A 23,123-nucleotide genomic window follows, 5' to 3' on the forward strand; every position below is an offset into this window, starting at 1 on the left:
GGCGGATGGAGGCCGGCGCATCAGACCCGCGAAAACTCGAATTCCGCGTTGATCGCCTTCCAGTCGTTGTAATACGGCGCGTACTGGGCGGGGATCTTGTAGGGCGCACAGCGGCGCACGGCACGCTGGGCCGCTTCCGCGATGGAGCGATCGACGGCGTTGGCACCGCCGCGCATGATCTTGGGTTCCGTCGTCAGGCCGCCGTCCGGGTTCAGGCGGATGTCGAGCATCGGCAGGATCACGCCCTGCGCCGCACCGGGGGGGGCGACGTAGCAACGCTCGATCTGCTGCTGGAGCATGCCGACGAGGGCCTCGCGCAGAGACGGCGACAGGCGCTGCGAATTGCCCGAGGCCGCCCCGAGGGAGGCCGTGCGCTGCACGTCGCGGCCGGTGGCGCCGGTGGATTGCGACGGCGCCTTCGAGGCCAGCAGTTGGCGAATATCACCGGCGCTGAACTTTTCGGCGAGCTCGGCCTGCTTCTTCGCCTTGGCCTCGGCATCGGCCTTGCCCTTCGCATCCGCCAAGGCTTTGGCTTTCGCCTTGGCGGCGGCCTCCGCTTTGGCCTTCGCGGCCGCGTCCGCCTTGGCCGCTGCCTCGGCTTCAGCCTTCGCCTCGGCGACTTCCTTCTGGTGCTCGGCTTCGGCCTTCTTCGCTTCGGCCTTCGCCTTGGCTTCGGCTTCCGCCTTCTCGGCCTTGGCCTCCGCTTCGGCGCGGGCCTTGGCCTCGGCCTTCCTGGCTTTGGCGGCTTCGGCCTTGGCTGCCTCCGCCTTGGCGGCGGCAGCGGCCTCGGCCTCTTCCTTCTCGATGAGCTGAGCGAGTTGCTCGCGCTTCACGGCGGCCGCCTTCGCCTCCGCCTTGGCGGTCGCGGCGGCTTTCGCTTCGGCGGCGGCTTTTGCCTCCGCCGCAGCCTCGGCCTTGGCGGCGCGGGCGGCTTCGGCCTTGGCCGCTTCCGCCTTCGCGGCCTTCGCCTCCGCAGCCTTGGCTTCGGCAGCCTTGGCTTCGGCAGCCTTGGCTTCTGCCGCCTTGGCCTCTTTGTCGGGGTCCGGCTCGTTGACGCGCAGCGGCATCTCCTCGGCGCTCGCGACCTTCATGTCGGCGGGGCGCTTCGGGGGGGCCGGGGCATCGACCTTGGCGTTCTCGGGCTCGCGTTCCTCGGCCTTGTCCGCCTTGCGGTCGGCCCGCGGCTTGGCGTCCGGCTGGGGCTTGTCGGCGTTGATCTCGCCCTTGGTGAGCTCGGAATATTGCTGCTCGGTCATCACCTCGACGGGCACGCCCTCCTGCGCATCGGGCAAGGCCGGGGCCGCGACGGTGAGCATCGCCGCCGTCAGCACGGCGACGTGAACCCCCGCCGAGATCCACATGCCCGGTTCGTTGCGCTTGAAGGGAAGCTTCACGACTGCGCGCCCGCTACTTCTGATCGGGCTCGGTGACGAGGGCGACCTTCTTGAAGCCGCCGCCGGTCACGATCGCCATCACCTGGGCGACCCGGCCGTAATCGACCCGCTTGTCGCCGCGCACGAAGACGCGCTCCTCGAAGCCGGACTTCGAGGCCTCGGTGAGCTTGGGGACGATGCTGTCGTCGCCGAGTTCGTCCTCGCCGAGGAACACCTGTCCGGTCTGGCGGATGGAGAGCGTCACCGGCTTGGTGTCGGAGTTGAGCGGGCTCGCCTTGGATTGCGGCAGGTCCAGGGGCACGCCGACCGTCATCATCGGCGCCGCCACCATGAACACGATGAGCAGCACGAGGACGACGTCGATGAACGGCGTCATGTTGATCTCGTTGATGGCGCCCTGGCGCCGGCCGCGCCGCCGCCGTCCGCCCCCGCCCTGTGCCGCGCCGTGGGCCATGCCCATGATCGTCCCTCGGTTCTGCTGGGGTCAGGCGACGAGCGACAGGCGCTCGTCGATCTGGCGGGAAAGGATGGCCGAGAACTCGTCGGCGAAGCCCTCGAGCCGCGACTGCTGCTTCGACACCGTCGATTGCAGCTTGTTGTAGGCGAGCACGGCGGGGATGGCCGCGAACAGACCGATGGCGGTGGCGAACAGGGCCTCGGCGATGCCGGGCGCCACCACGGCGAGCGAGGTGTTCTTCGACGCAGCGATGGAGGTGAACGCCGTCATGATGCCCCAGACCGTGCCGAACAGGCCGATATACGGGCCGGCCGAGCCGATGGAGGCGAGGAACAGCAGGCGCGATTCGAGACGCTCGACCTCGCGCTGGATGGTGACGTCGAGGACCTTGTCGATGCGCTGGGACAGGCTCTGGATCTGGCGGCCGGAGCCCTCGAACGAGCGCTTCCACTCGCGCATGGCGGCCACGAACAGGGCACCCTGCCCGACGGCCGGCTTGTCGTTGAACGAGCGGTAGAGCTCCTCGAGGGAACGCCCGGACCAGAACGCCTCCTCGAAGGCATCCATCTCGGCCTTGGTCCGGCGGAACAGCAGGGTCTTGTCGACGATGATCGACCAGCACCAGACTGAGGCGCCCAGCAGACCCACCATCACGACCTTGACCACGAAATGGGCCTGCAGGAACAGGCCCAGCAGGGTCATGTCGGGGGCCGGCATGGCCTGCATGGCATCGGCTGGGTTCATGACACGATCCTTGAAAAACCCCAGGGCGGGACTGCCGCCGGACCGGTGGCCGGTCGTCGCGCGTCAACCGGAACCTTGAGGTATTTCAACGCTCAATGGTCCGCGAATCTGTCGAAAGTAAGGGCCGTGCCGCGCCGTGGTTGCGGTGCGACCGTGCCCTTGCGTCAGACAGTTTAAGCGCCCGTCAGGGTTAAGGATTGGTTGAGGAAGCAGGTCCGGCTGCACGACCGAATGCCGCGCGCAGTCCGTCCGGCAGCCGGATCGCGCGGGCGTCCCGCACGCAGGCCACCACCACTTCGGCCGTGACCAGGAGATCGTCCCCGCGTCGGACCTCTTGGGCCAGATGCATGGAGGCGCCCTTCATGGCGGCGGTCCAGGTCCGCACGTCGAGGAGGTCGTCCATCCGCGCGGGCCGCGCGAAGTCGAGAACCATCCGGCGCACGACGAAGTGCAGGCCGGCGGCATCCCGGTGCAGGTCCGACTGATCGCCCGCCAGAATCCGCAACAGTTCCGTGCGCCCGCGCTCCATGAAGCGCAGATAACTCGCGTGATAGACGAAGCCGGAGAAATCGGTGTCCTCGTAATAGACCCGCACGGGCAGGCGATGGACGCCGGAGAGATCGATTTCGCTCAAGGGGCGGGTCTCCTGTGACGACGCGCGAAGCGGCTCTTTCACGCCTCCGGATCTGCGGGAAACAAGCCGAACTGCGAGCCCGGATCGCGGCGGGGCTCGGGGAAGCCCATGTGGCGGAACGCGTGCGGCGTCAGCATGCGCCCGCGCGGGGTTCGCTGCACGAAACCCTTCTGGATCAGGTAGGGCTCGATGATGTCCTCGATGGCGTCGCGCGGCTCGGACAGGGCCGCCGCGATGGTCTCGATGCCCACGGGGCCGCCGTTGAAGGATTTGGCGATCATCGTCAGGTATTTGCGGTCCATGACGTCGAGGCCGGCGGGGTCGACGTCGAGGAGCTGCAGCGCCCTGTCGGCGATGGCCCGCGTCACGGTGGGCGCGTCGGCCACGATGGCGAAGTCGCGCACGCGCCGCAGCAGGCGTCCGGCGATGCGGGGCGTGCCGCGTGCGCGCTTGGCGATCTCGTTGGCGCCCTCCTCCGACATGCCGAGGCCGAGCACGCGGGCCCCGCGCCGGACGATGAGTTCGAGTTCGTCGACGTCGTAGAATTCGAGGCGGATCGGGATGCCGAAGCGGTCGCGCAAGGGGGTGGTCAGCAGGCCGGCGCGGGTCGTCGCCCCCACGAGGGTGAACTTCGGCAGTTCGATCTTCACCGAGCGCGCCGCCGGCCCCTCGCCGATGATGAGATCGAGCTGGTAATCCTCCATGGCGGGATAGAGGATCTCCTCCACCGCCGGGTTGAGGCGGTGGATCTCGTCGATGAAGAGCACGTCGCGCTCTTCCAGATTCGTCAGCTGGGCCGCGAGATCCCCCGCCTTGGCGATGACCGGCCCGGAGGTGGAGCGGAAATTCACCCCGAGCTCGCGCGCGACGATCTGCGCCAGGGTGGTCTTGCCCAGGCCCGGCGGGCCGACGAACAGCACGTGATCGAGGGCCGAACCGGTCTTCTTCGCCGATTCGATGAAGACGCTCATGTTGGCGCGCGCCGCGCGCTGGCCGATAAACTCGGCCAGACTCAAGGGGCGGATGGACGATTCGAGATCGTCCTCGCGGCGCTCGGGTGTGAGGAGCGAGTCCGGCAGCGGGTGGAGGGTCGGCGATTTCGGAGATTTGGGAAGCTTGCTCACACGGGCTCTCGGTGGGGCCCGGCGGGGCCTGGCGTCCGGCATCTGTTCTCCCGGCCGATGTCGCACACCGGCGCGGATCGCGCTACATTCGTGGCGTCGGCGGGTGGCCGCCAGGGAAGCGCACGATGGGCAACGCCTTCGCGAACTTCGAGATGATGGGTTTCGACGACTTCGAGGAGTTGCTGGCCGACAAGCCGCGCAACGAGCGCTGGGAGCTGATCGGCGGGCGCGTGGTCCGCATGATGGTCGGCGCACGCTGGGAGCACGGTCGGATCGTGCAGAACATCGCAAGCCACCTTCACCAGGGCTTTCGTGCGAAAGGCTCATCCTGCCAGACGTTTGCCGAGACGTTCTATCTAAAGAGCCGCCCCCTCGACGCCGCGTTGTTGCCTGACGTTCTCGTGGTCTGCGGCGGAATCCAAGCAGGCGCCACTTCGGTCGACAATCCCACGGTGCTGATCGAAGTGCTCTCCCCCGGCACCGAGGCACGCGACCGCCTTGAGAAGTGGCGAATCCACCAGCAGCTTCCGGCTCTGCAGCATTACGTCCTCGTGGCACGCGACCGACCGCACATCGAAGTTTACGACCGGGTCGGCGGGGCCTGGAACGGCTTTCGGGTCATCGATGGACTTCACGCGACGCTCGAACTCTTCGCGATCCAAGCGTCCCTGCCCTTGAGCGAAGCCTATTGGGGTGTTTTTGAGGCTTGAACAGGACCGCGGCGCCCTGGGCGCCGCGGCGTGTCGTCAGATCACTCGACTTCCGGCGCGATGGCTTCCAGGCCGCCGATGTGCTTCTGCGCGTAGAGCGGCAGGCCGACCTGGGAGATCAGCTCGAGCTGGGTCTCCAAAAAGTCGATATGGCCTTCCTCGTCCTCGGCCAGATCCTCGAACAGGCGCTTCGACACCCGGTCGTTGATCGAATCGCAGTACTTGGCGGCCTCGAGATAGAGGGCGCGCGCCTCGGTCTCGGCGGCGAGATCACACTCGATGATCTCCTGCACGTTCTGGCCGATCCGCAGGGGATCGAGTTCCTGCAGGTTGGGAAAGCCGTCGAGGAACAGGATACGATCGACGAAGCGATCGGCATGCTGCATCTCTTCGATGGATTCCTTGCGCCAGAACTTGGCCAGGTCGATGTAGCCCCAGTCGTTGAGCATGCGGAAATGGAGCCAGTACTGACTCACCGCCGTCAGTTCGCTGCGCAGCCCCCGATTGAGGTACTCGACGACCTTCGCATCACCCTTCATCCGCCCATTCTCCCTTGAGGCATATCAGTGCCGGAAGGGAACGTGGCGCCTCGCACAGGCGCTCAGGCGGCGATCCCTTCCTCCGCAGTTTGGAGCTTGACCAAACTACAGCCCGTTGCGCAAGTCGTCGAACACGCATGGCCGGCCTCCTCGAGGGCGGCTTGCAGGGCGTTCTGCATGATCGAGCGGATGGTGCGGGCGCAGCGCCCGCATTTCGGACTGCAGCCGAGGCAGGCCTGGACCTGGGCCGGCGTGCGGGGGCAATCCGGGCCGCGATGGAGGCAGGCACGGACCGCGTTGTCGGACAGGACGTTGCAGGAACAGACGATCATGCGGGACCGAAACTCGCGCTGGGCATCGTGCCGTTGGGGAGGGCGGCGGGAAAATCTCAACCCGGCCACCATGTTGGACGCTACATTAGAATTATTAGAAACTGCTTTGTTTTCAACACCTTAGTACTTGAAGGAAGATCTGGCAATTCCGGCGGCCATCGTCAAGCGGACAATTACGTTGCGCGCCAGCCATCTTTTCAAGAGGTTTCGATCCGGCCTCGGGCCTTCGCCACTCCGTCTCAGCGGGCAAGTTCGCGAAGGCCCAATCGAATCAAGGTCTTGGCCTCGGCGTCCTCGCCGGCGCCCGCCAGCACGGCCGCGATGGCAGCCGAGGCCTGAACCGGCGCGTAGCCGAGGTTGACCAGGGCCGAGACGGCATCGGCCACGGGCTGGGGTGCGGAGCGGTCCTGAACGGCACCGTTGAGGGCGATGACGGATGGATCGATGGGGGCGAAGGCCGGGGCCTTGTCCTTGAGTTCGGCCACCAGCCGGGCGGCGAGGCGCGGGCCGACGCCGGGTGCGCGGGCCACCGCCGTCTTGTCCCCGAGCGCAATGGCGGAGGCCAGGGCCTCCGGCTCCAGCACGGAGAGCAGGCCCAGCGCCACCTTAGAGCCGACGCCCTGCACGGTCTGGAGCAGGCGGAACCACTCGCGTTCCGGGTCCGAGCGGAATCCGTAGAGGCGGATCATGTCCTCGCGAACATGGGTGTCGATGGCGAGTTGCGCGGCCTCGCCGATGGCGGGCATCCGCTGCAGCGTGCGCGCCGAGCAATGCACCACGTAGCCGACGCCCTGGACATCGAGGATCACGAAATCCTCTCCGTAGGAATCCACGAGGCCCTTCAGCTTGCCGATCATGCGAAGTCTCTTATCAGAGGGGTCGGCGCGATGCCCGGGACAGGGCCGGGCGGCCGGGGAATTGGAGGGGCGACATGAAGCACGGATCCGTCATCATCGCTGTGCGAACGGGCCTGCGCGCCGTCGTGCTGCGCAGTACCACCGTTCTCGTCCTGGCGCTGCCGGGGCTCGCCCATGCGCAGGACCCGGCGCCCCCTTCGCCGACCACCGACCCGACGCAGGTGCGACCGGGGGGCTACAAGCTCGATCCGGCCCACGGCAAGATCACGTGGTCCCTGAGCCATCTCGGCTTCTCGACCTATTACGGCCAGATCACCGACGTGGCGGCCGACGCGAGCCTCGACGCGAAGGCGCCGGAGAAGAGCCGCCTCAGCGTCACGGTGGGAACGCCCAGCATCACCGGCCTCAACGACCGGCTCGACACGCATCTGAAGAGCGCGGACTTCTTCGACACGCAGAAATTTCCGACCGCGACCTTCGTGAGCACGTCCGTGGAGCCCACGAGCCCGACCACGGCGCGGGTCAACGGCACCCTGACCCTGAAGGGCGTCGCCAAGCCGGTCTCGTTCGACGCTACGTTCAACCAGGCCGGGCTTCACCCCGTCGACAAGCTCTACACCGTCGGCTTCGACGGAAGGGCGGTGATCAAGCGCTCGGAGTTCGGCATCACCGCCTACCTGCCGATGGTGGGCGACGAGGTGACCCTGCGCCTGGAAGGCGAGTTCAAGGCCGTGCCCTGAATTTCGGCCGAACCGGGTACCGGACGAGGCCGGCGGGGCTCACAGGGTGATGTGCCGGTCGACGGCCTGGGGCGCGAACGCCCGGTCGAACACCGCACCGATGCCGTGGTCGAAATGGCGGGCGACGCGGGCCGCCGTCCGGCCGATGGTGATGGATGCGCCGATGTCGATCTGCGCATCGAGGGTGAAGGCGACGCCGGATGCCGAGACGTTGAGGAGCTTGGCCGGCAGGACCCGGCCATCGGTGAGCTCGATGGTCACGTCCGTTTCCAGGGGCGTGACGCGGGGATGGACGCGCACGGGGACGGGCGCCTCCTGTTGCTCGGACAGCTGGCGTAATTCGCGCGCGACGCTCGCCATAGCCTGCATTCGCGCGAGAACGCGCACGATGAAGGCCCGATCACCGATACTCACCACGCGGGTTTCGACGGTGCCGATATGGCGGATGTTGCAGGTCAGTTCTTCGTCGACGAGGGGCTTTGTGGCGGAACGAAAACGAATGCCGTCCGGGGAGACGATATCCGTCACCGCATAGAACTCGGAGCGTCCCCGCCCCCAGCACAGGGCCGGAACGACCACCTTGTGATGATGGGGTTTTGCGTGCTGTTGGCTCATCGATCTCACTTGTGCCGCCCTCGGGCATCGTGGGATCGCGAGTCTTTCGATCGCTCTCGTGGGATAGGAAGAATTGTAGCAACTCTTCCCCAAGCCGGTCTTTTCTCCCCGGAATCACGATTCCCAACGCGATACGAACCGGACGGCGAACGGCGATCAACCCGCCTTGGCCAAGGCCGCGGCGATGCGGGAGGCCGCAAGCGCGCTCATGCCGGGCACGGGGGCATGCCGGCTCTTCAGGGCGTGCGAGGCGCGATGGTTGGCGTGGGTGACGGCGATGGCGAGGGCGTCGGCGGCATCCGCGGTCTTGAACTCGGCCTTCGGCATCAGGAACTTCACCATCGCCTGGATCTGGACCTTGTCGGCATGGCCGGCGCCGCAGACCGTCTTCTTCACGAGGTTGGCGGCGTATTCGGACACGGGCAGGCCGGCGAGCGCCGGCACCAGCAGGGCGACGGCGCGGGCATGGCCGAGCTTCAGCGTCGCCTGGGCGTCCTTGTTGACGAAGGTCTCCTCCACGGCGACCTCGTCGGGCGCGAAGCCCCGCACCACACGGGTGATGCCTTCGTGCAGTTCGCGCAAGCGCAGGGCCAGTGGAAGCTCACCGTCCGAGGTCACCACGCCGCAATCGACATAGGCGAGCTTCGTGCCCGTGACGGTGATCACGCCCCAGCCGGTGCGGCGCAGTCCGGGATCGATGCCGAGGATGCGGACGGGAGCGGTCATTGCGTCGGAGCCCTGGGGCGCGGAGGGCGCCAGCGTCGAGCGTTAGGCACATACCGTGAACGAGGGGTTTCTCCAAACCCGGTCCGGCCGATCCATCGGCGCACGGCCGGCGCCCCTTCGAACATGGAAACGGCGCGACCCCGGTGAGGGCCGCGCCGTTCTCGGCATGAGGGACGGGAAAGGCGTCCCGGATCGGGCAGGCGTCAGGCGGCGGCGGAAACCCCGGCGGCCGTGGGCACGGAGGCCACGGTCTTCAGGATCTGCGACGCGATCTGGTAGGGGTCCCCCTGGCTGTTGGGACGGCGGTCCTCCAGGTAGCCCTTGTACGCGTTGTTGACGAAGCTGTGCGGCACGCGGATCGACGCGCCGCGGTCGGCGACGCCGTAGCTGAACTCGTTGATGGCCGCGGTTTCGTGCTTGCCCGTCAGGCGCATGTGGTTGTCGGGGCCGTAGACGGCGATGTGGTCGTCGAGGTTGTGCTTGAAGGCGGCCATGAGCGCCTCGAAGTAGGCCTTGCCGCCCACGGTCCGCAGGTGCTCCGTCGAGAAGTTGGCATGCATGCCCGAGCCGTTCCAGTCGGTCGCACCCAGCGGCTTACAATGGTACTCGACGTCGATCTCGTAGCTCTCGCACAGGCGCTGGAGGATGTAGCGGGCGACCCACATCTCGTCGGCGGCCTTCTTCGAGCCTTTGCCGAAGATCTGGAACTCCCACTGGCCCTTGGCCACCTCGGCGTTGATGCCCTCGTGGTTGATGCCGGCGTCGAGGCAGAGGTCGAGGTGTTCCTCGACGATCTTGCGGGCGATGGAGCCGACTTCCTTGTAGCCGACGCCGCAATAGTACGGGCCCTGGGGCGCGGGGTAGCCGGCGGTGGGGAAGCCGAGCGGACGGCCGTCCTTGTAGAAGAAGTACTCCTGCTCGAAGCCGAACCAGGCGCCGTCGTCGTCCAGGATGGTGGCGCGCTTGTTGGAGGCGTGCGGGGTGACGCCGTCGGGCATCATCACTTCGCACATCACCAGGACGCCGTTCTTGCGGGTCGTGTCGGGGAAGTGGCGCACGGGCTTCAGCATGCAGTCGGAGGATCCGCCCTCGGCCTGCATGGTCGAGCTGCCGTCGAAGCCCCACATGGGAAGCTGCTCGAGCGTCGGGAAGCCGTCGAATTCCTTGATCTGCGTTTTGCCGCGCAGGTTGGGGACGGGCGTATAGCCGTCCAGCCAGATGTACTCGAGCTTGTACTTCGTCATCGTGAAGTCTCTCTTCCGTTCGCGGTGCGGACCACCGGCAAGCGCGGACCGTCGGCCGCCCCAGGGAACTGCCGCCCTCGCAAAAGCATTTGCTATGCCAATTCACGTTCGCAGCAACACGAGCGACGTGAAGCCCGCCCCGCCTTTGCTTCTCTCAGGGACGGGCAGCTTCTGCACAAATTTTATTCAGATTGCTGATTTATTCATCATACCGTGTCCATGCCATGTTCTTGGGCAATCATTCGCCAGTAACGCGAGCCGACAGGCCCGCGAAAATCTAGCCCGGACCCGCCGTGAACTTTGGGCGAACAATATTGCTCGCTGTTTTTGCAATCCTGCCGTTGCGCATATTTCCGGCAAACAATGCTTTTATTCGCGACAGGCCGCGCAATTCCGCGGCGAAGGAGCTATATTGCGGACAGTGATCGAGCGGCGCCACCAGCCTCGCTCCGAAGGAGATCCCATTCCATGACGCCCTCCGCCACCCGTGAAACCGCGAAGATCTATGCCTTCCCCGTCGGGGGACGCCTCGGAACGGAGCGCCGGGATTCTGGCCGCTCGCCTGTCGATGCCAAGCCGATGCAGTCGCCTGCCACGTACGTCGATTGCGGTTATCACGAAGCCGCGCTGCTGGATTCGGACCGTTCCCGCAAGGCCTGACCGGACACGGACCAGACCCGGACACCGTAGTGCCCGATCAGACGCCGAAGATCGACCAGCCGAGGCGCTTGGTGAGCGCTTCGAGGGCGATCCGGCCGAGGTGGGAATTGCCCGAGGCGTCGAGGCCGGGCGACCACACGGCGATGGAGGCACGCCCCGGCGCCACGGCCAGGATACCGCCGCCGACCCCGCTCTTGCCGGGCAGGCCGACGCGGTAGGCGAACTCGCCCGAACCGTCGTAATGCCCGCAGGTGAGCATCACCGCATTGATGCGGCGCGCCCGTTCGGCCGAAACGACGGAATGACCCGTCGAGGGTGTCCGCCCCGAATGCACGAGGAAGCGCCCCGCCGTGGCGAGCTGTCGGCAGGTCATGCTGATGGCGCAGTGATGGAAGTAGACGCCGAGGGTGAAATCCACTGGGTTGTCGAGGACGCCGAAGGATTTCATGTAATTGGCGAGCGCTACGTTGCGGAAACCCGTGCGTAGCTCGGAAGCCGCCACGGCCTCGTCGATGGCGATGCTCGGATCTTCGGCCAGGAACTGCATGAAACGCAGGATCTCGCCCAAGGCCTCCCGCGGCTGATGTCCCGACAGGATCACGTCGGTGACCGCGATGGCGCCCGCATTGATGAAGGGATTGCGCGGAATGCCACGCTCGCGCTCCAACTGGACGATGGAGTTGAACGGGCTGCCCGAAGGCTCGCGCCCGACCCGGCGCCACAGGCGGTCCCCAACCATGCCGAGGGCCAGGGTCAGGGTGAACACCTTCGAGATGCTCTGGATCGAGAACGCCACGTCGGCATCGCCGCCGGACGCGACGGTGCCGTCGGCATCGATGACGACGAGGCCGAAGGCGCCGGCGTCGACGCGGGCGAGTTCGGGAATGTAGGTCGCCACCTCGCCCCGGTCGGGCCGGACCCGCATCTCCTCGGCGATCTCCCGCACGACAGCGTGCAGGTCGGGGCTGGGCGTTTGCGGCACGGAGCGTCTCACGCGGGCTCAAGGGGCAGTCTCACCGCGACGCAATGAAACTGCCAATCCGGAAACTGCCAATCCGGAAACCGCCCCTGCGACGAGACGGGACCGTTCAGCCCGCCAGCTTCTCCATCAGGGCTTCCGACAGGGCGAAGTTCACGAACACGTTCTGGACGTCGTCCTGATCCTCGATCACCTCCACGAGACGCAGGAGCTTCTCGCCGGTCTCGTCGTCGACCTCGATGGTGTTCTGGGCCTTCCAGACCAGCGCCGTGCGGCGGGGCTCGCCGAAGCGCGCCTCGAGGGCCTTGGAGACCTCGCCGTAGGCGTCCTGGGCGCAGGTGACCTCGTGACCGTCTGCATCCGATCGCACGTCGTCGGCGCCGGCCTCGATGGCGGCCTCCAGCATGGTGTCGGCATCCGCCACCCCGGCGTCGAATTCCACCACGCCGACATGATCGAACATGAACGAGACGGCGCCGGTCTCGGCGAGGCTGCCGCCGGACTTGGTGAAGGCCGAGCGCACGTCGGAGGCGGTGCGGTTGCGGTTGTCCGTCTGCGCCTCGACGATGAGGGCGGCGCCGCCGGGGCCGTAGCCCTCGTAGCGGATCTCGTCGTAGTTCTCGGAATCGGCGCTCTGCGCCTTCTTGATGGCGCGCTCGATGTTGTCCTTCGGCACGTTCTCGGCGCGGGCCGCGATGATGGCGGCGCGCAGGCGCGCATTCATGGCGGGGTCCGGCAGGCCGAGCTTAGCTGCCACCGTGATCTCGCGGGCGAGCTTGCCGAAGATCTTGGACCGGACCGCATCGACGCGGCCCTTGCGGTGCATGATGTTCTTGAACTGGGAATGGCCGGCCATGGGGTGATCGACTCTCGCGAAAGGGAGCGGCGCCGGAGGAGGCCGGGCCTCCTCGACGGCGCGCGGCATCGGGAATGGGCGGCGTTTATAGGCCGGCCCCATGCGGCGTGGCAACGCGGCCGCCGCCAAGGCGTTGATCTCCATGAGCAGCCTCGACGAAGCCCACGACCGGCAACGCCCCCACACCGCCTCGCCCGGCGCGCGAGCACGGGCGAAGCCGCGCGGAGGGAAACCCGCGGGCTGGGGCCGGCTCGGGCTCGCCGCACTCCTCGGGCTCGTGGCCGGGACGGTGCTGTTCCCGACGACGGCCAAGGGTCGGGAACGCGTGCCGCCCGCGCGTTGAGGGGTCCCAGCCCCGCACAAGCCTGCCGCCGTACCTCCGCCGCTCAGGACGTGACACGCGTTCACACCGGCGGAGGCCAGAGACCTTGGGCATTGTCATCGGCCTCGTCATCGGAATCGGCTGCATGCTCGGCGGGTTCGTCGCCATGGGCGGGCACCTCGAAGTGCTCTGGCAGCCTTGGGAGTTCGTGATCATCGGCGGCATGGGGGCCGGCGCCTTCGTCATGGCCAACCCGATGAAGACGGTGGTGGATTCCGGCAAGGCGAGCATGGACGCCCTCACCGGCAAGGTGCCCAAGCGCAAGGACTACCTCGAGCTTCTCGGCCTCCTCCACGCCCTCATGCGCGAGCTGAAGGCCAAGCCCCGCAACGAGGTCGAGCCCCACCTCGACGACCCGGCGAATTCCGACCTGTTCAAGGCCTATCCGGCCATCGCCAAGAACGCCGACCTCGTCCTGTTCATCTGCGACTACGCTCGCCTGATCCTCATCGGCAATGCCCGCGCCCACGAGATCGAGGCCCTGATGGACGAAGAGATCAACGGCTACCGCAAGGACCGGCTCAAGCCCTACGGCGCCGTCACCATGGTGGCGGAGGCGATGCCGGCGCTGGGCATCGTCGCGGCGGTGCTCGGCATCGTGAAGGCGATGGGGGCGCTGGACCAGTCGCCCCAGATCCTAGGCGGCCTCATCGGCGCCGCGCTCGTCGGCACCTTCTTCGGCGTGTTCATGTCCTACGGCGTGCTCGCGCCGTTCGCGACGAAGATCAAGGTGATCCGCGAGAAGCAGGCCCACGTCTACATCATCGTCAAACAGAGCCTGCTCGCGTACATGAGCGGGGCCGTGCCGCAGATCGCCGTCGAGCACGGCCGCAAGGGCATCTCGCTCAGCGACCGCCCCACCATCGACGAGGTCGAGAACGCCACCGTGAACGGCGGTGCCCAGCGCGAGGCTGCCTGACCATGGATACGCCCCCGGTCCCCCCAGCGGAGGACCCCTCCGGCCAGAAACCGCCGAACACCGACATCCGCGCACGCCTCATCGAGGCGGGCGGCCTGTCCCTCGACCGCCTGCCGATGCTCAGCGTGGTGTTCGACCGCCTGACCACGGGCTGCTCGGACAACCTCAAGCACCTCGTCGCCTCGCCGGTGCACTTTTCCCTCGGCGGCATCCAGAGCGGCCGCATCGGCGAATTGCTCGATGCCTACGACAACAACGCCATCGCGGGCCTCTTCCACGCGCCCGACTGGGACAGCCACATCCTCGTCGGCCTCGACCGCGACTTCGTCTTCACCATGGTGGAGGTGCTGCTGGGGTCCGATGGCGGCGAGCCGCCGGTGGAGGACGAGCGCCCGTTCTCCGGCATCGAGACCCGCATCGCCCAGATCGTACTGGAGCAGGTCGGCAAGGCGCTCGAATCCTCGTTCTCCCTCGTGGCCGCCACACCGTTCCGCCTGGAACGGACCGAGACCCGTATGGAGTTCGCCGTCATCGGCGGGCGCGGCAACAAGGCGGTGGAAGCGAAGTTCCTGCTCCAGGCGCTCAACCGCAGCGGCGAGATGTTCCTCATCATCCCGCAATCGGTGATCAACCCCATGCGCCCGAGCCTGTCCAAGGTGCTCACCGGGGAATCGGTGGCCCGCGATCCCATCTGGAGCCAGCAGATCGCGGCCGAGGTGCAGAAGGCGGAAGTGACGCTCCGCGCCGTGCTGGAGGAGCGCACCCTGACCCTCGGCGAGATCTCCGCACTTAAGGTCGGCCAGGTCATCGGGCTCGACGCCACCCCGACCACGCGGGTGAAGCTCGAGGGCAACGACAGGCCGCTGTTCTGGTGCCATATGGGGCAGGCGCAAGGCTCCTACGTCCTGCGCATCGACGAAGCCATCGCCCCCGAGAAGGAAGGCCTCGTGCCATGACGCCTCTGGTTGACACCATCCTGCTCCTCGCGCTCATCGCGACGAGCGCCTGCGTGGTGCCGATGTATCTCAAGCTCAAGCGCCTCGACCGGACCCAGGCCGAGTACGGCCGTATCCTCACCCAGTCGGGCCACGCCCTGAGCCAGGCGGGCGAAGCCGTGCGCGGCTTCAGCACGGAGGGGCGGGCGATCCTCGAGGCCCTCGACGGCAAGATCGAGGAGGCGCGCACGACCCTCGCCGCCCTCGAGAACGGCCGCCGGGCCCTTGCGAACGACCTCGCCCGGCAGGCGCGGGTCCCGGGCGGTTGACCATCTCGCGCCTTCGACCGACTCTGATCCCCGACGCCTCCGATCCTGACGCACGACGTCACCCCTCCACGAGCGGACGATGAGCAACAGCCCCTTCGACGATGCGGAGACCGCCCCGGCGGGCGCCGCCCCCGTATTTCCCACCGTGACGGCGGCGTCTCCCGCCCCGGCCGCCGAGGCGCGCATCGGCGACAACCGCAACATCGACTCGATCCTGCGCATCCCGGTGCTGATCCAGGTGGTCCTCGGCTCGGCGACCATGCCGGTGGCCGACCTGATGAAGCTCGGGCGCGGCGCCATCGTCTCCCTCGACCACCGGGTCGGCGAGCCCGTCGACGTCACCGTGAACGGCCGCGTGGTCGCGCGTGGCGAGATCGTCGTGGTCGAGGAGGACAATTCCCGTTTCGGCGTCTCCCTGACGGAGATCGTCGGCCCGGCGGATTCCGGACAGAATGGCTGAGCCGATGAGCGTGGGCAGCGTGCCGATTCCGCAAGCGCCGCCGGGCCTTCCGCGCCAGCTCGCCCCCGTGGACGAGGTCGCGGCCCTGCTGCTCGCCATGGGCAAGCCGGCGGCCGGCCGCCTGCTGAAATATTTCGAGGCCGACGAGATCAAGCGCATCACCCGCTCGGCGATGCAGCTCGGCTCCGTCAGCGCCGGTCAGCTCGACACCATCGTGGATGCGTTCTCGGGCGAGTTCTCCAACGGCGGCAGCCTCGTCGGCACCGTGCAGGAGGTGGAGAAGCTCCTCACCGGTCTGATTCCCGCGGCCCAGCTTGCCGAGATCCTCGCCGATGTGCGCGGTGATTCCACCCGGTCCGTCTGGGAGCGGATGTCGGAGGTCTCCGAGACCGTGCTCGCGAGCACCCTCGTCAAGGAGCATCCGCAGACGGCGGCCCTGATCCTGTCCCGGATCAAGCCCGCCACCGCCGCCAAGGTGATGGCCCACCTGCCCCAGCCCCTGCGCAACACGGTGATGCGCCGGATGCTGACGTTCAAGCCCGTGGTCGACGAGATCATGCAAGCGGTCCAGCGCGCGCTGCACGACGACTTCCTCATCAACGGCTCGCGTAATTCGGGGGCCGACACCCACGCCAAGATGGCCGACATCATCAACAAGATGGAGCGCACGCAGATCGACGAGGTGCTGACGAGTCTCGGAGAATCCAGGCCGAAATCCGTGGAGATCCTCAAGGGCCTGCTCTTCACCTTCGACGACATCGTCAAGCTGGCGCCGCGCGCGCGCACCACCCTGTTCGACGCCGTGCCGAACGACCGCCTCGTCATGGCCCTCAAGGGCACGGACGCCGAGTTCCGCACCGTGGTTCTGAGCGCCCTGTCGGCGCGCGTGAAGCGCATGGTCGAGCACGAACTCAACGGCGGCGAGCCGGCCGCGCAGAAGGACGTGCTGGAAGCCCGGCGCTCGATCACGGATCTCGCCATGGAGATGGCCGGGCGCGGCGACATCGAGATCAATGCCGGAGGCGAGGTTGAGCCCCTCGTCCGCTGAGGCGCCGCACCGCATGACGGGTCTGGGCATCGCCGACCGGACCGCGCCCGCGTTGCGCGGCCCCGTGCATGTCTGACGATCAGGAGAGCAAGACCGAGGACGCCACCGAGAAACGGGTGCGCGACGCCGTCGAGAAGGGCGACGTCCCGTTCTCCCGCGAAGCGCCCGTGTTCGCCTCGATCCTCGGGATGCTCATCGCCTTGAGCCTCGTGGTGCGCGACGGGACCGCCCCCCTGGTGCGCGATCTCATGACGTTCATCGACCACCCGCGCGATTTCGCCCTGGAGAACAGCCAGGACGCCGCGCGCATCCTCGAAGGCACCGCCCTGTCGGCGGCCAAATTCCTGCTCCCGATCCTGGCGATCATCGGCGGGTGCAGCCTCGTCGCCTCCCTGGTGCAGAACGTGCCGAGCGTGGTCGGCGAGCGCATCCGGCCGCAATGGTCCAGGATCTCGCTGGCCAAGGGCTGGGGACGGATCTTCGGAAAGGCCGGTCAGGTCGAGTTCCTGAAATCGCTCTTTAAATTCTTGAGCGTCACCATCGTCGCCCTGCTGCTCCTGCGCTCGGAGGGCAACAAAGCCGTGAATGCCATGTTCTCCGACCCGAGCCAGATCCCCGAACTGATCCTCACCGTGGCGATCCGCCTCGTGTCGGTGGTCAGCATCGCCACCATCGTCATCGTGGCGGCCGACCTCGTGTGGTCGCGCCTGCGCTGGCAGCGCTCGATCCGGATGTCGAAGCAGGATCTCAAGGACGAGCACAAGCAGGCCGAGGGCGATCCCCTGGTCAAGGGGCGCCTGCGCTCCATGGCCCAGGACCGTTCGCGCAAGCGCATGCTCGCCAACGTCAAGAACGCCACCCTGGTGATCGCGAATCCGACCCACTACGCCATTGCGCTCCGCTACAATCGCGACGAGCAGCCGGCCCCCCTGGTTCTCGCCAAAGGCAAGGACCTCCTCGCCCTGCGCATCCGCGAAATCGCCGAGGCGAACGGCGTTCCGGTGGTGGAAGACAAGCCTCTCGCAAGGTCCCTGTACGACAGTGTCGAAATCGATCGGATGATCCCGGCGGAGTTCTATAGCGCCGTGGCCCAGGTCCTGTTCTTCCTGTTCTCGAAAGCCCGCTGATGAGCGTTTTGCCCATGCTGGACCCCCTGCCGGACACCGTGCCCAGCCCCCACCAGGGCGACACCGCGGACGTGCTCGCGGCGGCCGAGCGCGTGTTCGCCACGGCGATCCGGGACTTCATCGCGGAACTGTGCCTCCTCGACGGCGGCATCCTGATCGGATGGGTGCAGGGCGAGCGACACGGCAACATCGCCGACCTCGTCGCTTCCTCGGCCGAGCCGTTCTTCAAGGAAGCGACCATCGCCTATGCCGACGGAGCCGACGTGCGCTTCGACTGGGGACGCTCCCTCACCGTCGTCCTCGACATGGAGTTCGTGACCGCCCCCGTGACGGTGTTCTTCAAGCTCGTCCTCGACGGCGTCTACGTTGGTGTGGCGATCCAGCGCATTCTGGCCGACGAGGGACCGGGCTTCTGCCTCGACGGCTTCGCGAGCGCCCTGGCCGAGGCTCGGCTCGCCCCGCTGGCGGGCTGATCGCGCTCGGCGACGGGGCACGCGGTCTCCGAGATCGTCGTTTTTTAGGATTCCACCAAGACTTGATCGGAGCCCACGCCCATGGATGCCGGGTGATGGAACTCTGACCTATGGGGATCGGGCATTGACCTGTCCTGGCGCGCCAGACATGGATGATCCGGCAGACGCGAATCGGTGAATGACGCAAAGCTTTGGACGACATCGTACCGAACAACCACAGATCGTACGCAGACCTGGATAAAGCGGCTTGTGCCGGGCAATATTGAAAATACTCTATCTCCATCGAGCTTTTAGCGCGAAGATCGCCGATAACTTCGCAACTACAGAAGCGGAAACTCGGCAAGGATTTATAGGCGCCGCGATCTTTCTTCGATCGCAAGCCAGCCAAGGCAGAACGATCACAAGTCGCTCCGGTCAACGACGTCACCGGAGCACTGGGGGAGAATGGCAGCCCGGCGGGCTGACCATCACGACGTCGGAGGCGATGGATGTATATCTTGGTCGACACCCGGCAATCGGTGAACGCCGGGTACAAGGCCAGTTTCGACCGGGAGGGCATCTCGTCCCTCGGTCTGGCACCGGACGAGTTCGCCAATTGGTTCCAGGCGTCCTCGCGCCTGGACCGTGAAGCGATTCAGGGTTTCCTGCTGGGTGATTTCGAGGACAGGGCCAAGTGTGCCGGCACCATCCGCCGGCTCTCGCGCGCACCGATCATCGCGCTAAGCGACGTGCGGTCCCTCGACCAGACGCTGCTGCTGTTCGAGGCGGGCATCGACGACGTGCTGCCCAAACCCGTCCATGTCCGCGAGATCCTGGCCCGGTCGGAGGCGATCTGGCGCCGGGTCAACGGCGGCGCTCCCCTTCCGCCTCGCGACGTGCCCGCCCCCACGGAACGCCTCAAGGTGTTCTTCGACGGCCGCGATCCGGAGGTGGACGGCGAAGTCCTGGCCCTGCCGCGTCGCGAGCGGCACATCCTCGAATGCCTCGTGCGCAATCGGGGCAAGCGGATGACGAAGACGCAGATCTACAACGTGGTCTACGGCGTCTACAGCAACGGCGTCGAGGAGAGCGTCATCGAGGGGCACGTGAGCAAGCTGCGCAAGAAGCTCTCCGCCCGGCTCGGCTTCGACCCCATCGAGGCCAAGCGCTTCATGGGCTACACCTTCGTCGGGTAGCCCGCCGACGCCGCCACGTGCTGCTCACTGACAGAAGGTCTTGGCCCCCGGCGTCCAACCGCCGAAGCCCGACGCCACCATGTTGGCGATCACCCGGCAGACATAGGTCTTCTGGGCGGGATTGTTGTTGGGCCCGGCATGGTAGCGGGCCACCGCCAGGGTCCAGCTGCCTTCGCGCGCCTTCAGCTCCTTCAGGAAGCGCGTGGCGTATTCGACGTTCTGCGCCGGGTCGATCATCCCCTCCAGGGACGTGAACTTCGCCCGGTGGTAATGATGGTTGATCTGCATGCAGCCGAGATCGACGAGTTTCACGCCGTTGCGTTGAGCCTCGCCGAGGCGCGCCACCACATCGGCCGCGTTGGTGCCGAAATACGCCTTGCCGGCGATGTTCATGGCATAGGGCTGGAGCGAGCCGCGGTTGCCGCTCTCCGTCAGGCCCACGGCATAGAGCACGCCGAGGGGCACGCCGTGCTTCGCCGCCGCGCCCGCCATCTCACGCTCGCAGATCGTGCTCGCCACCGGGGGAACACCCGCCTGGGCGGTCCCGACCGCAGCCGAGATCCCCCTAAAGGTACAGGCCGCTGCGGTCAGGGCCGGAAGAAATCGTCTCATGGGTCCGCTCATGGGTCAGGTCTGCTCGCTCATCCGCATGCGTGTCGCCCCCGCGCCGGGGGGCCTGGTCGGGGTTGGCGCCCCCCTGCGCCTGGCCGCCCTGGCCACCCGGCTGGAACGACGTCCCCGCACCGGGACGACCGCCCTCGCCCTGGGACGGAGCGCCGGCACCGTTCGACGCGATGGTGATGGTGTCCGGCTGGTAGCCGGAGCTGCGCAGCAGGTCGGTGAGGAGGGCGCCGTCCTGGCGCAGGAGGGCGGCCGTCTCCTCGCGGCTGGCATGGAGACTCATCTCGAGCTGGCCGTCGCGCAGGCGCATCCGCACGAGGACGGTGCCGAGATCCATCGGCCGGAGCTGGATGGTGAGGAGCCGCAGGGGTCCCTCGGTGCCGGACGTCGCGGCGGCGGTTGTGGCCGTGGCCGCCGGACGGGCCAGTTCGGCGGCCACGACCTCGGCGACCTGACGGACCGGCTCGCCGAGGGCGGCGGACGGCAGGGTGCCCCCCGGCGCCGTGGCGACGGGCGCGATGGTCTCGCGCGGACCGGCCTCGGCGGTGAGAACGTCTCCCGCCGTCGATTGGGCGGCCTCGACGGGAAGCGCTTGGCCGGCGAGGCGCTGGGCCGTCGGCGAGGCCACCGTCGCGGTCTCCGTCGTGGCCGGTGCGGCCTCGGCCCGGCGCGGCTTGCCGGATGGCTCGGCCGACGGCGCGGGCAGCGATCCGGCCGGTGGCACCGGAGCGCCGGCTTGGGGCACCGGGGCAACGGCTTGGGGCACCGTAGGGTCGATGGCGGACGGTGCGGCAGCCGGGGCGCTTGTCGGTGCGGAAACGGCGGCCGCACCAGCGCCGACGGCGGCGCCGAGGGGCAATGCCGCCTCGCGCGCGGGCACGGCGTCCGCCACGGCGGCGGCGAGGGTCGGGAGGATCGGCGCGGGGGCGACGGGCGCCGGGGTGGCGCCGGCCTGGCCCGCCGACGCGGGGAGCGCGGCGGCCTGCCCGGCGACGAGCCTCGGCCTCACCGGCGCGAAATGCGTCTCCTGCTGGAGGATCGTCACCTGGGGACGGGATTCGGCAACGGTCCGCGACACGGCCTCGACCTCGACCGAAACCGCCCGGGTGGGATCATCCTGCGTCGGGGCGGTCTGGACCGGGCCGCTCCGGACCTGCCCACTCCCCCCGGCCGCCAGAGCGATCCCGGCGGCCAGGTCCGCCACGCCCACCGGGACGGCCGCGCCTTGCGCGGACACGGCTTGGTCGGACCCAGCGGTCGCGCGGGGCGCCACGGCGGGGGCGAGGACGGGAGCAGGGACGGCGCCCGGTACCGCCCGCGCGAGGAGCGCCTGGAGGGCCGCCGGGTCCATGGTGGTCGCCGGCGGTTGCGGGACGGTGCCCGTATCGACGGCGACGACGAGGCCGAGGAGGGGGTTGGCCGGTTCAGCCGGAGCCGGGCCCGCGCCGGACGCCGCCTCGTCGCCGGCCCTATCCGCGCGACCGGCCGTCTCCTTGGCGGGACGGCCCTCCTGGAGCGCGCCGAGGACGGCACCGAACGCTTCGGCGACGCCGTCCGCCGACGCCTCGACGGCTTCCGCCCCGCTTCGGATTGCGACGGCCTCGGCCGGACGAGGCGCCGGCTTCATCGCAGCGAACGTGTTCATCGGCCGCTCTTCCTCATCAGGTCGTCGATCTGGCCGATCGCCCCCTGGGCACGGGCGATGGCGGGCGTGGTCGGAAGTTCGCGGGCAGCGAGCCGGGACGGCTCAGGCGCAGGCGGCAGCGCGTCCGGGACGCCCGGCACGTCGCGAATCTCCCGCGCGGTGGCGAGCGCCGCGTCGAGGAGGTCGCGGTCGGCCGCCGCGAGGACGCTGCGGTCGGTCATCCGCAGGGTCTCGACGCTCTCCTCGAACCGGCCGTCCACCACCACGAGGGCGGCGGCCCGGTAGAGGCGTGCCCGGATCGCCGCGACGGAGCCCGGCTCGGTCAGGGTCACGGTGCGCTCGGCAGCGAAGATCGCGGTGGCGTTCTTGCCCTGGTCGAGGGCGGCGCGGGCCACGAGGAGGTAGAGGTCGCGTCGCCCCTCGGGCTCGATCTCGTCGAGCATCGCCTGCAGGCGGGCGAAACGGCCGGTTTCGGCCCCGAAATCGAGGCGGGTCAGGGCGGCGGCGAAGCGCTGGCGGAAGTTGCCGGCATAGACCGAGTGGCGGAACCGGCGGAGATACTGGATCGCCAGGGCCTCGAATTTCACGAGGTCGTTGCCCTGCGCCAGGACGAAGATCTCGCGGCGGAGCGCCCCCTCCTCCACCAGGGTGCCGGGTGCCAGCAGCCGCGCGAGGTCGAGGAGGCGGATCGACTGGGCGGGGTCGTCGCGCACCACCAGGGCCGACTGGGTCAGGGCGAGCTGCGCCCCGAGGCCCACGGGCACGGAGGCGGCGTCGATCTTCGTCAGGAGCGTGCGGGCTTCCTTCTCGCGCCCTTCGAGGAAGGCGAGGGAGCCGAGCACCAGGGGCGTGCTGTCCGCCGGAACCTTGGACGAGGCGAGGATGTGGCGCAGGAGCGCCGGGCCGCCGCCGCCGAGGGCGAAGGTGACGGCCGCGCGGATGTTGACCGGATCGGCCCAGGCCTCCGGTTCGAGGGCGCGCATCCGCTCCTCGGCATGGGCCAGGAGGGCGCGCTGGCCCGTATGCGCCGGCCCCGACCCTTGGGCGATCCGATCCTGCAGCAATTGCAGGGTCCGCACCATCTCGACGGGCACGGTGTAGGGCTTGACCGGCAGGGGATCGATGGGGGCGGCCGGCGCCGCGCCGTGTCCGCCACCGCCGTGGGAATCGGCGGCGTACGCAGGGGGCTGCGCGAACAGGCCCATGGCCAAGGCAACGATGGCGAGGCGCGACCGCAGCTTCGCGTTCGCCCACCAGGTCGATCCGGGCGCGGGTCCCCACACCTTCCAGGAGAGGGACAGGGTGAGGTGTGCGATCTTTCCGGAGAAGCCACGCACCTCACCCCAACCCTCTCCTTCCAGGAGAGGGAGCCCGTCGCGACTATGAGAGCCCCGGCGA

The 23,123-nt window shown here is 68.1% G+C and carries 29 protein-coding genes; 12 read left to right on the forward strand and 17 right to left on the reverse strand.

Translation table 11 applies throughout. The features are described from left to right. Positions 1–20: 20 nt before the first annotated feature. From tolA to ruvB, 5 genes are all read right to left on the reverse strand, one after another. Positions 21–1,394 (reverse strand): cell envelope integrity protein TolA, encoded by a 1,374-nt coding sequence (gene tolA, locus ASF27_RS02190; RefSeq protein ID WP_244480902.1) that lies wholly within the window; start codon positions 1,392–1,394, stop codon positions 21–23. Positions 1,395–1,407: 13 nt separating this feature from the next. Further along, positions 1,408–1,854 carry a biopolymer transporter ExbD gene (locus ASF27_RS02195; protein ID WP_056263490.1) on the reverse strand — a complete coding sequence of 149 codons (447 nt, stop codon included), beginning with the start codon at positions 1,852–1,854 and terminating at the stop codon, positions 1,408–1,410. A gap of 24 nt (positions 1,855–1,878) precedes the next feature. Continuing rightward, a complete protein-coding gene (tolQ, locus tag ASF27_RS02200; RefSeq protein WP_056089202.1) occupies positions 1,879–2,595 on the reverse strand; it encodes a protein TolQ in 717 nt (238 codons plus the stop codon). A gap of 190 nt (positions 2,596–2,785) precedes the next feature. Then, entirely contained in the window at positions 2,786–3,229 is a 444-nt protein-coding gene (gene ybgC, locus ASF27_RS02205) for a tol-pal system-associated acyl-CoA thioesterase (protein ID WP_056166494.1), read from the reverse strand. A 38-nt stretch (positions 3,230–3,267) separates the two neighbouring features. After that, positions 3,268–4,353 (reverse strand): Holliday junction branch migration DNA helicase RuvB, encoded by a 1,086-nt coding sequence (gene ruvB, locus ASF27_RS02210; protein WP_200918674.1) that lies wholly within the window; start codon positions 4,351–4,353, stop codon positions 3,268–3,270. 125 nt (positions 4,354–4,478) lie between these two features. Between ruvB and ASF27_RS02215 the strand changes: the two genes are divergently transcribed. Continuing rightward, complete coding sequence (locus tag ASF27_RS02215; RefSeq protein ID WP_056357421.1) at positions 4,479–5,063, forward strand: Uma2 family endonuclease; 585 nt, start codon at positions 4,479–4,481, stop codon at positions 5,061–5,063. Positions 5,064–5,104: 41 nt separating this feature from the next. Here ASF27_RS02215 and bfr read toward each other — a convergent pair whose 3' ends face one another. From bfr to ruvA, 3 genes are all read right to left on the reverse strand, one after another. Further along, positions 5,105–5,602 (reverse strand): bacterioferritin, encoded by a 498-nt coding sequence (gene bfr / locus ASF27_RS02220; RefSeq protein WP_056357424.1) that lies wholly within the window; start codon positions 5,600–5,602, stop codon positions 5,105–5,107. Between the two features lie 62 nt (positions 5,603–5,664). Next, positions 5,665–5,934: a (2Fe-2S)-binding protein gene (locus tag ASF27_RS02225; RefSeq protein WP_056089217.1), complete on the reverse strand. Its 270-nt coding sequence runs from the start codon at positions 5,932–5,934 to the stop codon at positions 5,665–5,667. Between the two features lie 239 nt (positions 5,935–6,173). Then, positions 6,174–6,791 carry a Holliday junction branch migration protein RuvA gene (gene ruvA / locus ASF27_RS02230; protein WP_056357427.1) on the reverse strand — a complete coding sequence of 206 codons (618 nt, stop codon included), beginning with the start codon at positions 6,789–6,791 and terminating at the stop codon, positions 6,174–6,176. Between the two features lie 74 nt (positions 6,792–6,865). Here ruvA and ASF27_RS02235 point away from each other — a divergent pair, with 74 nt between their 5' ends. Continuing rightward, positions 6,866–7,531: a YceI family protein gene (locus ASF27_RS02235; protein WP_082478748.1), complete on the forward strand. Its 666-nt coding sequence runs from the start codon at positions 6,866–6,868 to the stop codon at positions 7,529–7,531. Between the two features lie 39 nt (positions 7,532–7,570). Here ASF27_RS02235 and ASF27_RS02240 read toward each other — a convergent pair whose 3' ends face one another. The 4 genes from ASF27_RS02240 to ASF27_RS22010 all read right to left on the reverse strand — a co-directional run bounded on the left by ASF27_RS02240 (position 7,571) and on the right by ASF27_RS22010 (position 10,555). Continuing rightward, on the reverse strand, positions 7,571–8,146 hold the full coding sequence (locus ASF27_RS02240) for a PilZ domain-containing protein (RefSeq protein ID WP_056263484.1): 576 nt from the start codon (positions 8,144–8,146) through the stop codon (positions 7,571–7,573). Positions 8,147–8,302: 156 nt separating this feature from the next. Then, positions 8,303–8,872, reverse strand: a complete 570-nt coding sequence (gene ruvC, locus ASF27_RS02245) for a crossover junction endodeoxyribonuclease RuvC (protein WP_056263481.1) — start codon at positions 8,870–8,872, stop codon at positions 8,303–8,305. Positions 8,873–9,075: 203 nt separating this feature from the next. Continuing rightward, positions 9,076–10,116 (reverse strand): glutamine synthetase beta-grasp domain-containing protein, encoded by a 1,041-nt coding sequence (locus ASF27_RS02250; protein ID WP_056357430.1) that lies wholly within the window; start codon positions 10,114–10,116, stop codon positions 9,076–9,078. A 277-nt stretch (positions 10,117–10,393) separates the two neighbouring features. After that, complete coding sequence (locus tag ASF27_RS22010) at positions 10,394–10,555, reverse strand: hypothetical protein (protein WP_156368827.1); 162 nt, start codon at positions 10,553–10,555, stop codon at positions 10,394–10,396. Between the two features lie 29 nt (positions 10,556–10,584). Between ASF27_RS22010 and ASF27_RS22015 the strand changes: the two genes are divergently transcribed. Then, positions 10,585–10,776, forward strand: a complete 192-nt coding sequence (locus ASF27_RS22015; protein ID WP_056166471.1) for a DUF2735 domain-containing protein — start codon at positions 10,585–10,587, stop codon at positions 10,774–10,776. A gap of 37 nt (positions 10,777–10,813) precedes the next feature. Here ASF27_RS22015 and ASF27_RS02260 read toward each other — a convergent pair whose 3' ends face one another. Further along, a complete protein-coding gene (locus ASF27_RS02260; RefSeq protein WP_274533774.1) occupies positions 10,814–11,758 on the reverse strand; it encodes a glutaminase in 945 nt (314 codons plus the stop codon). 106 nt (positions 11,759–11,864) lie between these two features. Then, on the reverse strand, positions 11,865–12,611 hold the full coding sequence (locus tag ASF27_RS02265) for a YebC/PmpR family DNA-binding transcriptional regulator (RefSeq protein WP_056166467.1): 747 nt from the start codon (positions 12,609–12,611) through the stop codon (positions 11,865–11,867). A 100-nt stretch (positions 12,612–12,711) separates the two neighbouring features. On the opposite strand from ASF27_RS02265, the gene ASF27_RS02270 reads away from it, so the two are divergent. From ASF27_RS02270 to ASF27_RS02310, 9 genes are all read left to right on the forward strand, one after another. Next, positions 12,712–12,954 (forward strand): hypothetical protein, encoded by a 243-nt coding sequence (locus ASF27_RS02270; RefSeq protein ID WP_056357434.1) that lies wholly within the window; start codon positions 12,712–12,714, stop codon positions 12,952–12,954. Positions 12,955–13,039: 85 nt separating this feature from the next. Continuing rightward, positions 13,040–13,912 carry a flagellar motor stator protein MotA gene (gene motA, locus ASF27_RS02275; protein WP_056166462.1) on the forward strand — a complete coding sequence of 291 codons (873 nt, stop codon included), beginning with the start codon at positions 13,040–13,042 and terminating at the stop codon, positions 13,910–13,912. Between the two features lie 2 nt (positions 13,913–13,914). Next, complete coding sequence (locus ASF27_RS02280; RefSeq protein ID WP_056166459.1) at positions 13,915–14,868, forward strand: FliM/FliN family flagellar motor switch protein; 954 nt, start codon at positions 13,915–13,917, stop codon at positions 14,866–14,868. Then, entirely contained in the window at positions 14,865–15,176 is a 312-nt protein-coding gene (locus tag ASF27_RS02285) for a hypothetical protein (protein ID WP_056263474.1), read from the forward strand. The genes ASF27_RS02280 and ASF27_RS02285 overlap by 4 nt, the downstream gene beginning before the upstream one ends. Before the next feature lie 79 nt (positions 15,177–15,255). Then, on the forward strand, positions 15,256–15,636 hold the full coding sequence (gene fliN, locus ASF27_RS02290; RefSeq protein WP_056166453.1) for a flagellar motor switch protein FliN: 381 nt from the start codon (positions 15,256–15,258) through the stop codon (positions 15,634–15,636). A 4-nt stretch (positions 15,637–15,640) separates the two neighbouring features. Then, the gene (locus ASF27_RS02295) at positions 15,641–16,684 is read left to right on the forward strand and encodes a flagellar motor switch protein FliG (RefSeq protein WP_056166952.1); all 1,044 of its coding nucleotides are present in this window, start codon (positions 15,641–15,643) and stop codon (positions 16,682–16,684) included. A gap of 68 nt (positions 16,685–16,752) precedes the next feature. After that, the gene (flhB, locus tag ASF27_RS02300; RefSeq protein WP_056166451.1) at positions 16,753–17,811 is read left to right on the forward strand and encodes a flagellar biosynthesis protein FlhB; all 1,059 of its coding nucleotides are present in this window, start codon (positions 16,753–16,755) and stop codon (positions 17,809–17,811) included. Positions 17,812–17,825: 14 nt separating this feature from the next. Next, positions 17,826–18,284 (forward strand): hypothetical protein, encoded by a 459-nt coding sequence (locus tag ASF27_RS02305; protein ID WP_244480903.1) that lies wholly within the window; start codon positions 17,826–17,828, stop codon positions 18,282–18,284. A 488-nt stretch (positions 18,285–18,772) separates the two neighbouring features. Further along, positions 18,773–19,459, forward strand: coding sequence for a response regulator transcription factor (locus ASF27_RS02310; protein ID WP_056166448.1), 687 nt, complete (start codon positions 18,773–18,775; stop codon positions 19,457–19,459). Between the two features lie 24 nt (positions 19,460–19,483). Here the strand turns inward: ASF27_RS02310 and ASF27_RS02315 are convergent, their stop codons facing one another. The 3 genes from ASF27_RS02315 to ASF27_RS02325 are packed head-to-tail and all read right to left on the reverse strand — an operon-like array spanning position 19,484 to position 23,062. After that, complete coding sequence (locus ASF27_RS02315) at positions 19,484–20,071, reverse strand: lytic transglycosylase domain-containing protein (RefSeq protein ID WP_082478751.1); 588 nt, start codon at positions 20,069–20,071, stop codon at positions 19,484–19,486. After that, positions 20,025–21,725, reverse strand: coding sequence for a flagellar hook-length control protein FliK (locus ASF27_RS02320; protein WP_056357437.1), 1,701 nt, complete (start codon positions 21,723–21,725; stop codon positions 20,025–20,027). Before ASF27_RS02320 ends, ASF27_RS02315 begins: the two co-directional genes overlap by 47 nt. Continuing rightward, positions 21,722–23,062: a chemotaxis protein MotC gene (locus tag ASF27_RS02325; protein ID WP_277996063.1), complete on the reverse strand. Its 1,341-nt coding sequence runs from the start codon at positions 23,060–23,062 to the stop codon at positions 21,722–21,724. Before ASF27_RS02325 ends, ASF27_RS02320 begins: the two co-directional genes overlap by 4 nt. Positions 23,063–23,123: the final 61 nt, after the last annotated feature.

The sequence above is a fragment of the Methylobacterium sp. Leaf102 genome (assembly GCF_001422425.1).
Classification (GTDB): Bacteria; Pseudomonadota; Alphaproteobacteria; order Rhizobiales; family Beijerinckiaceae; genus Methylobacterium.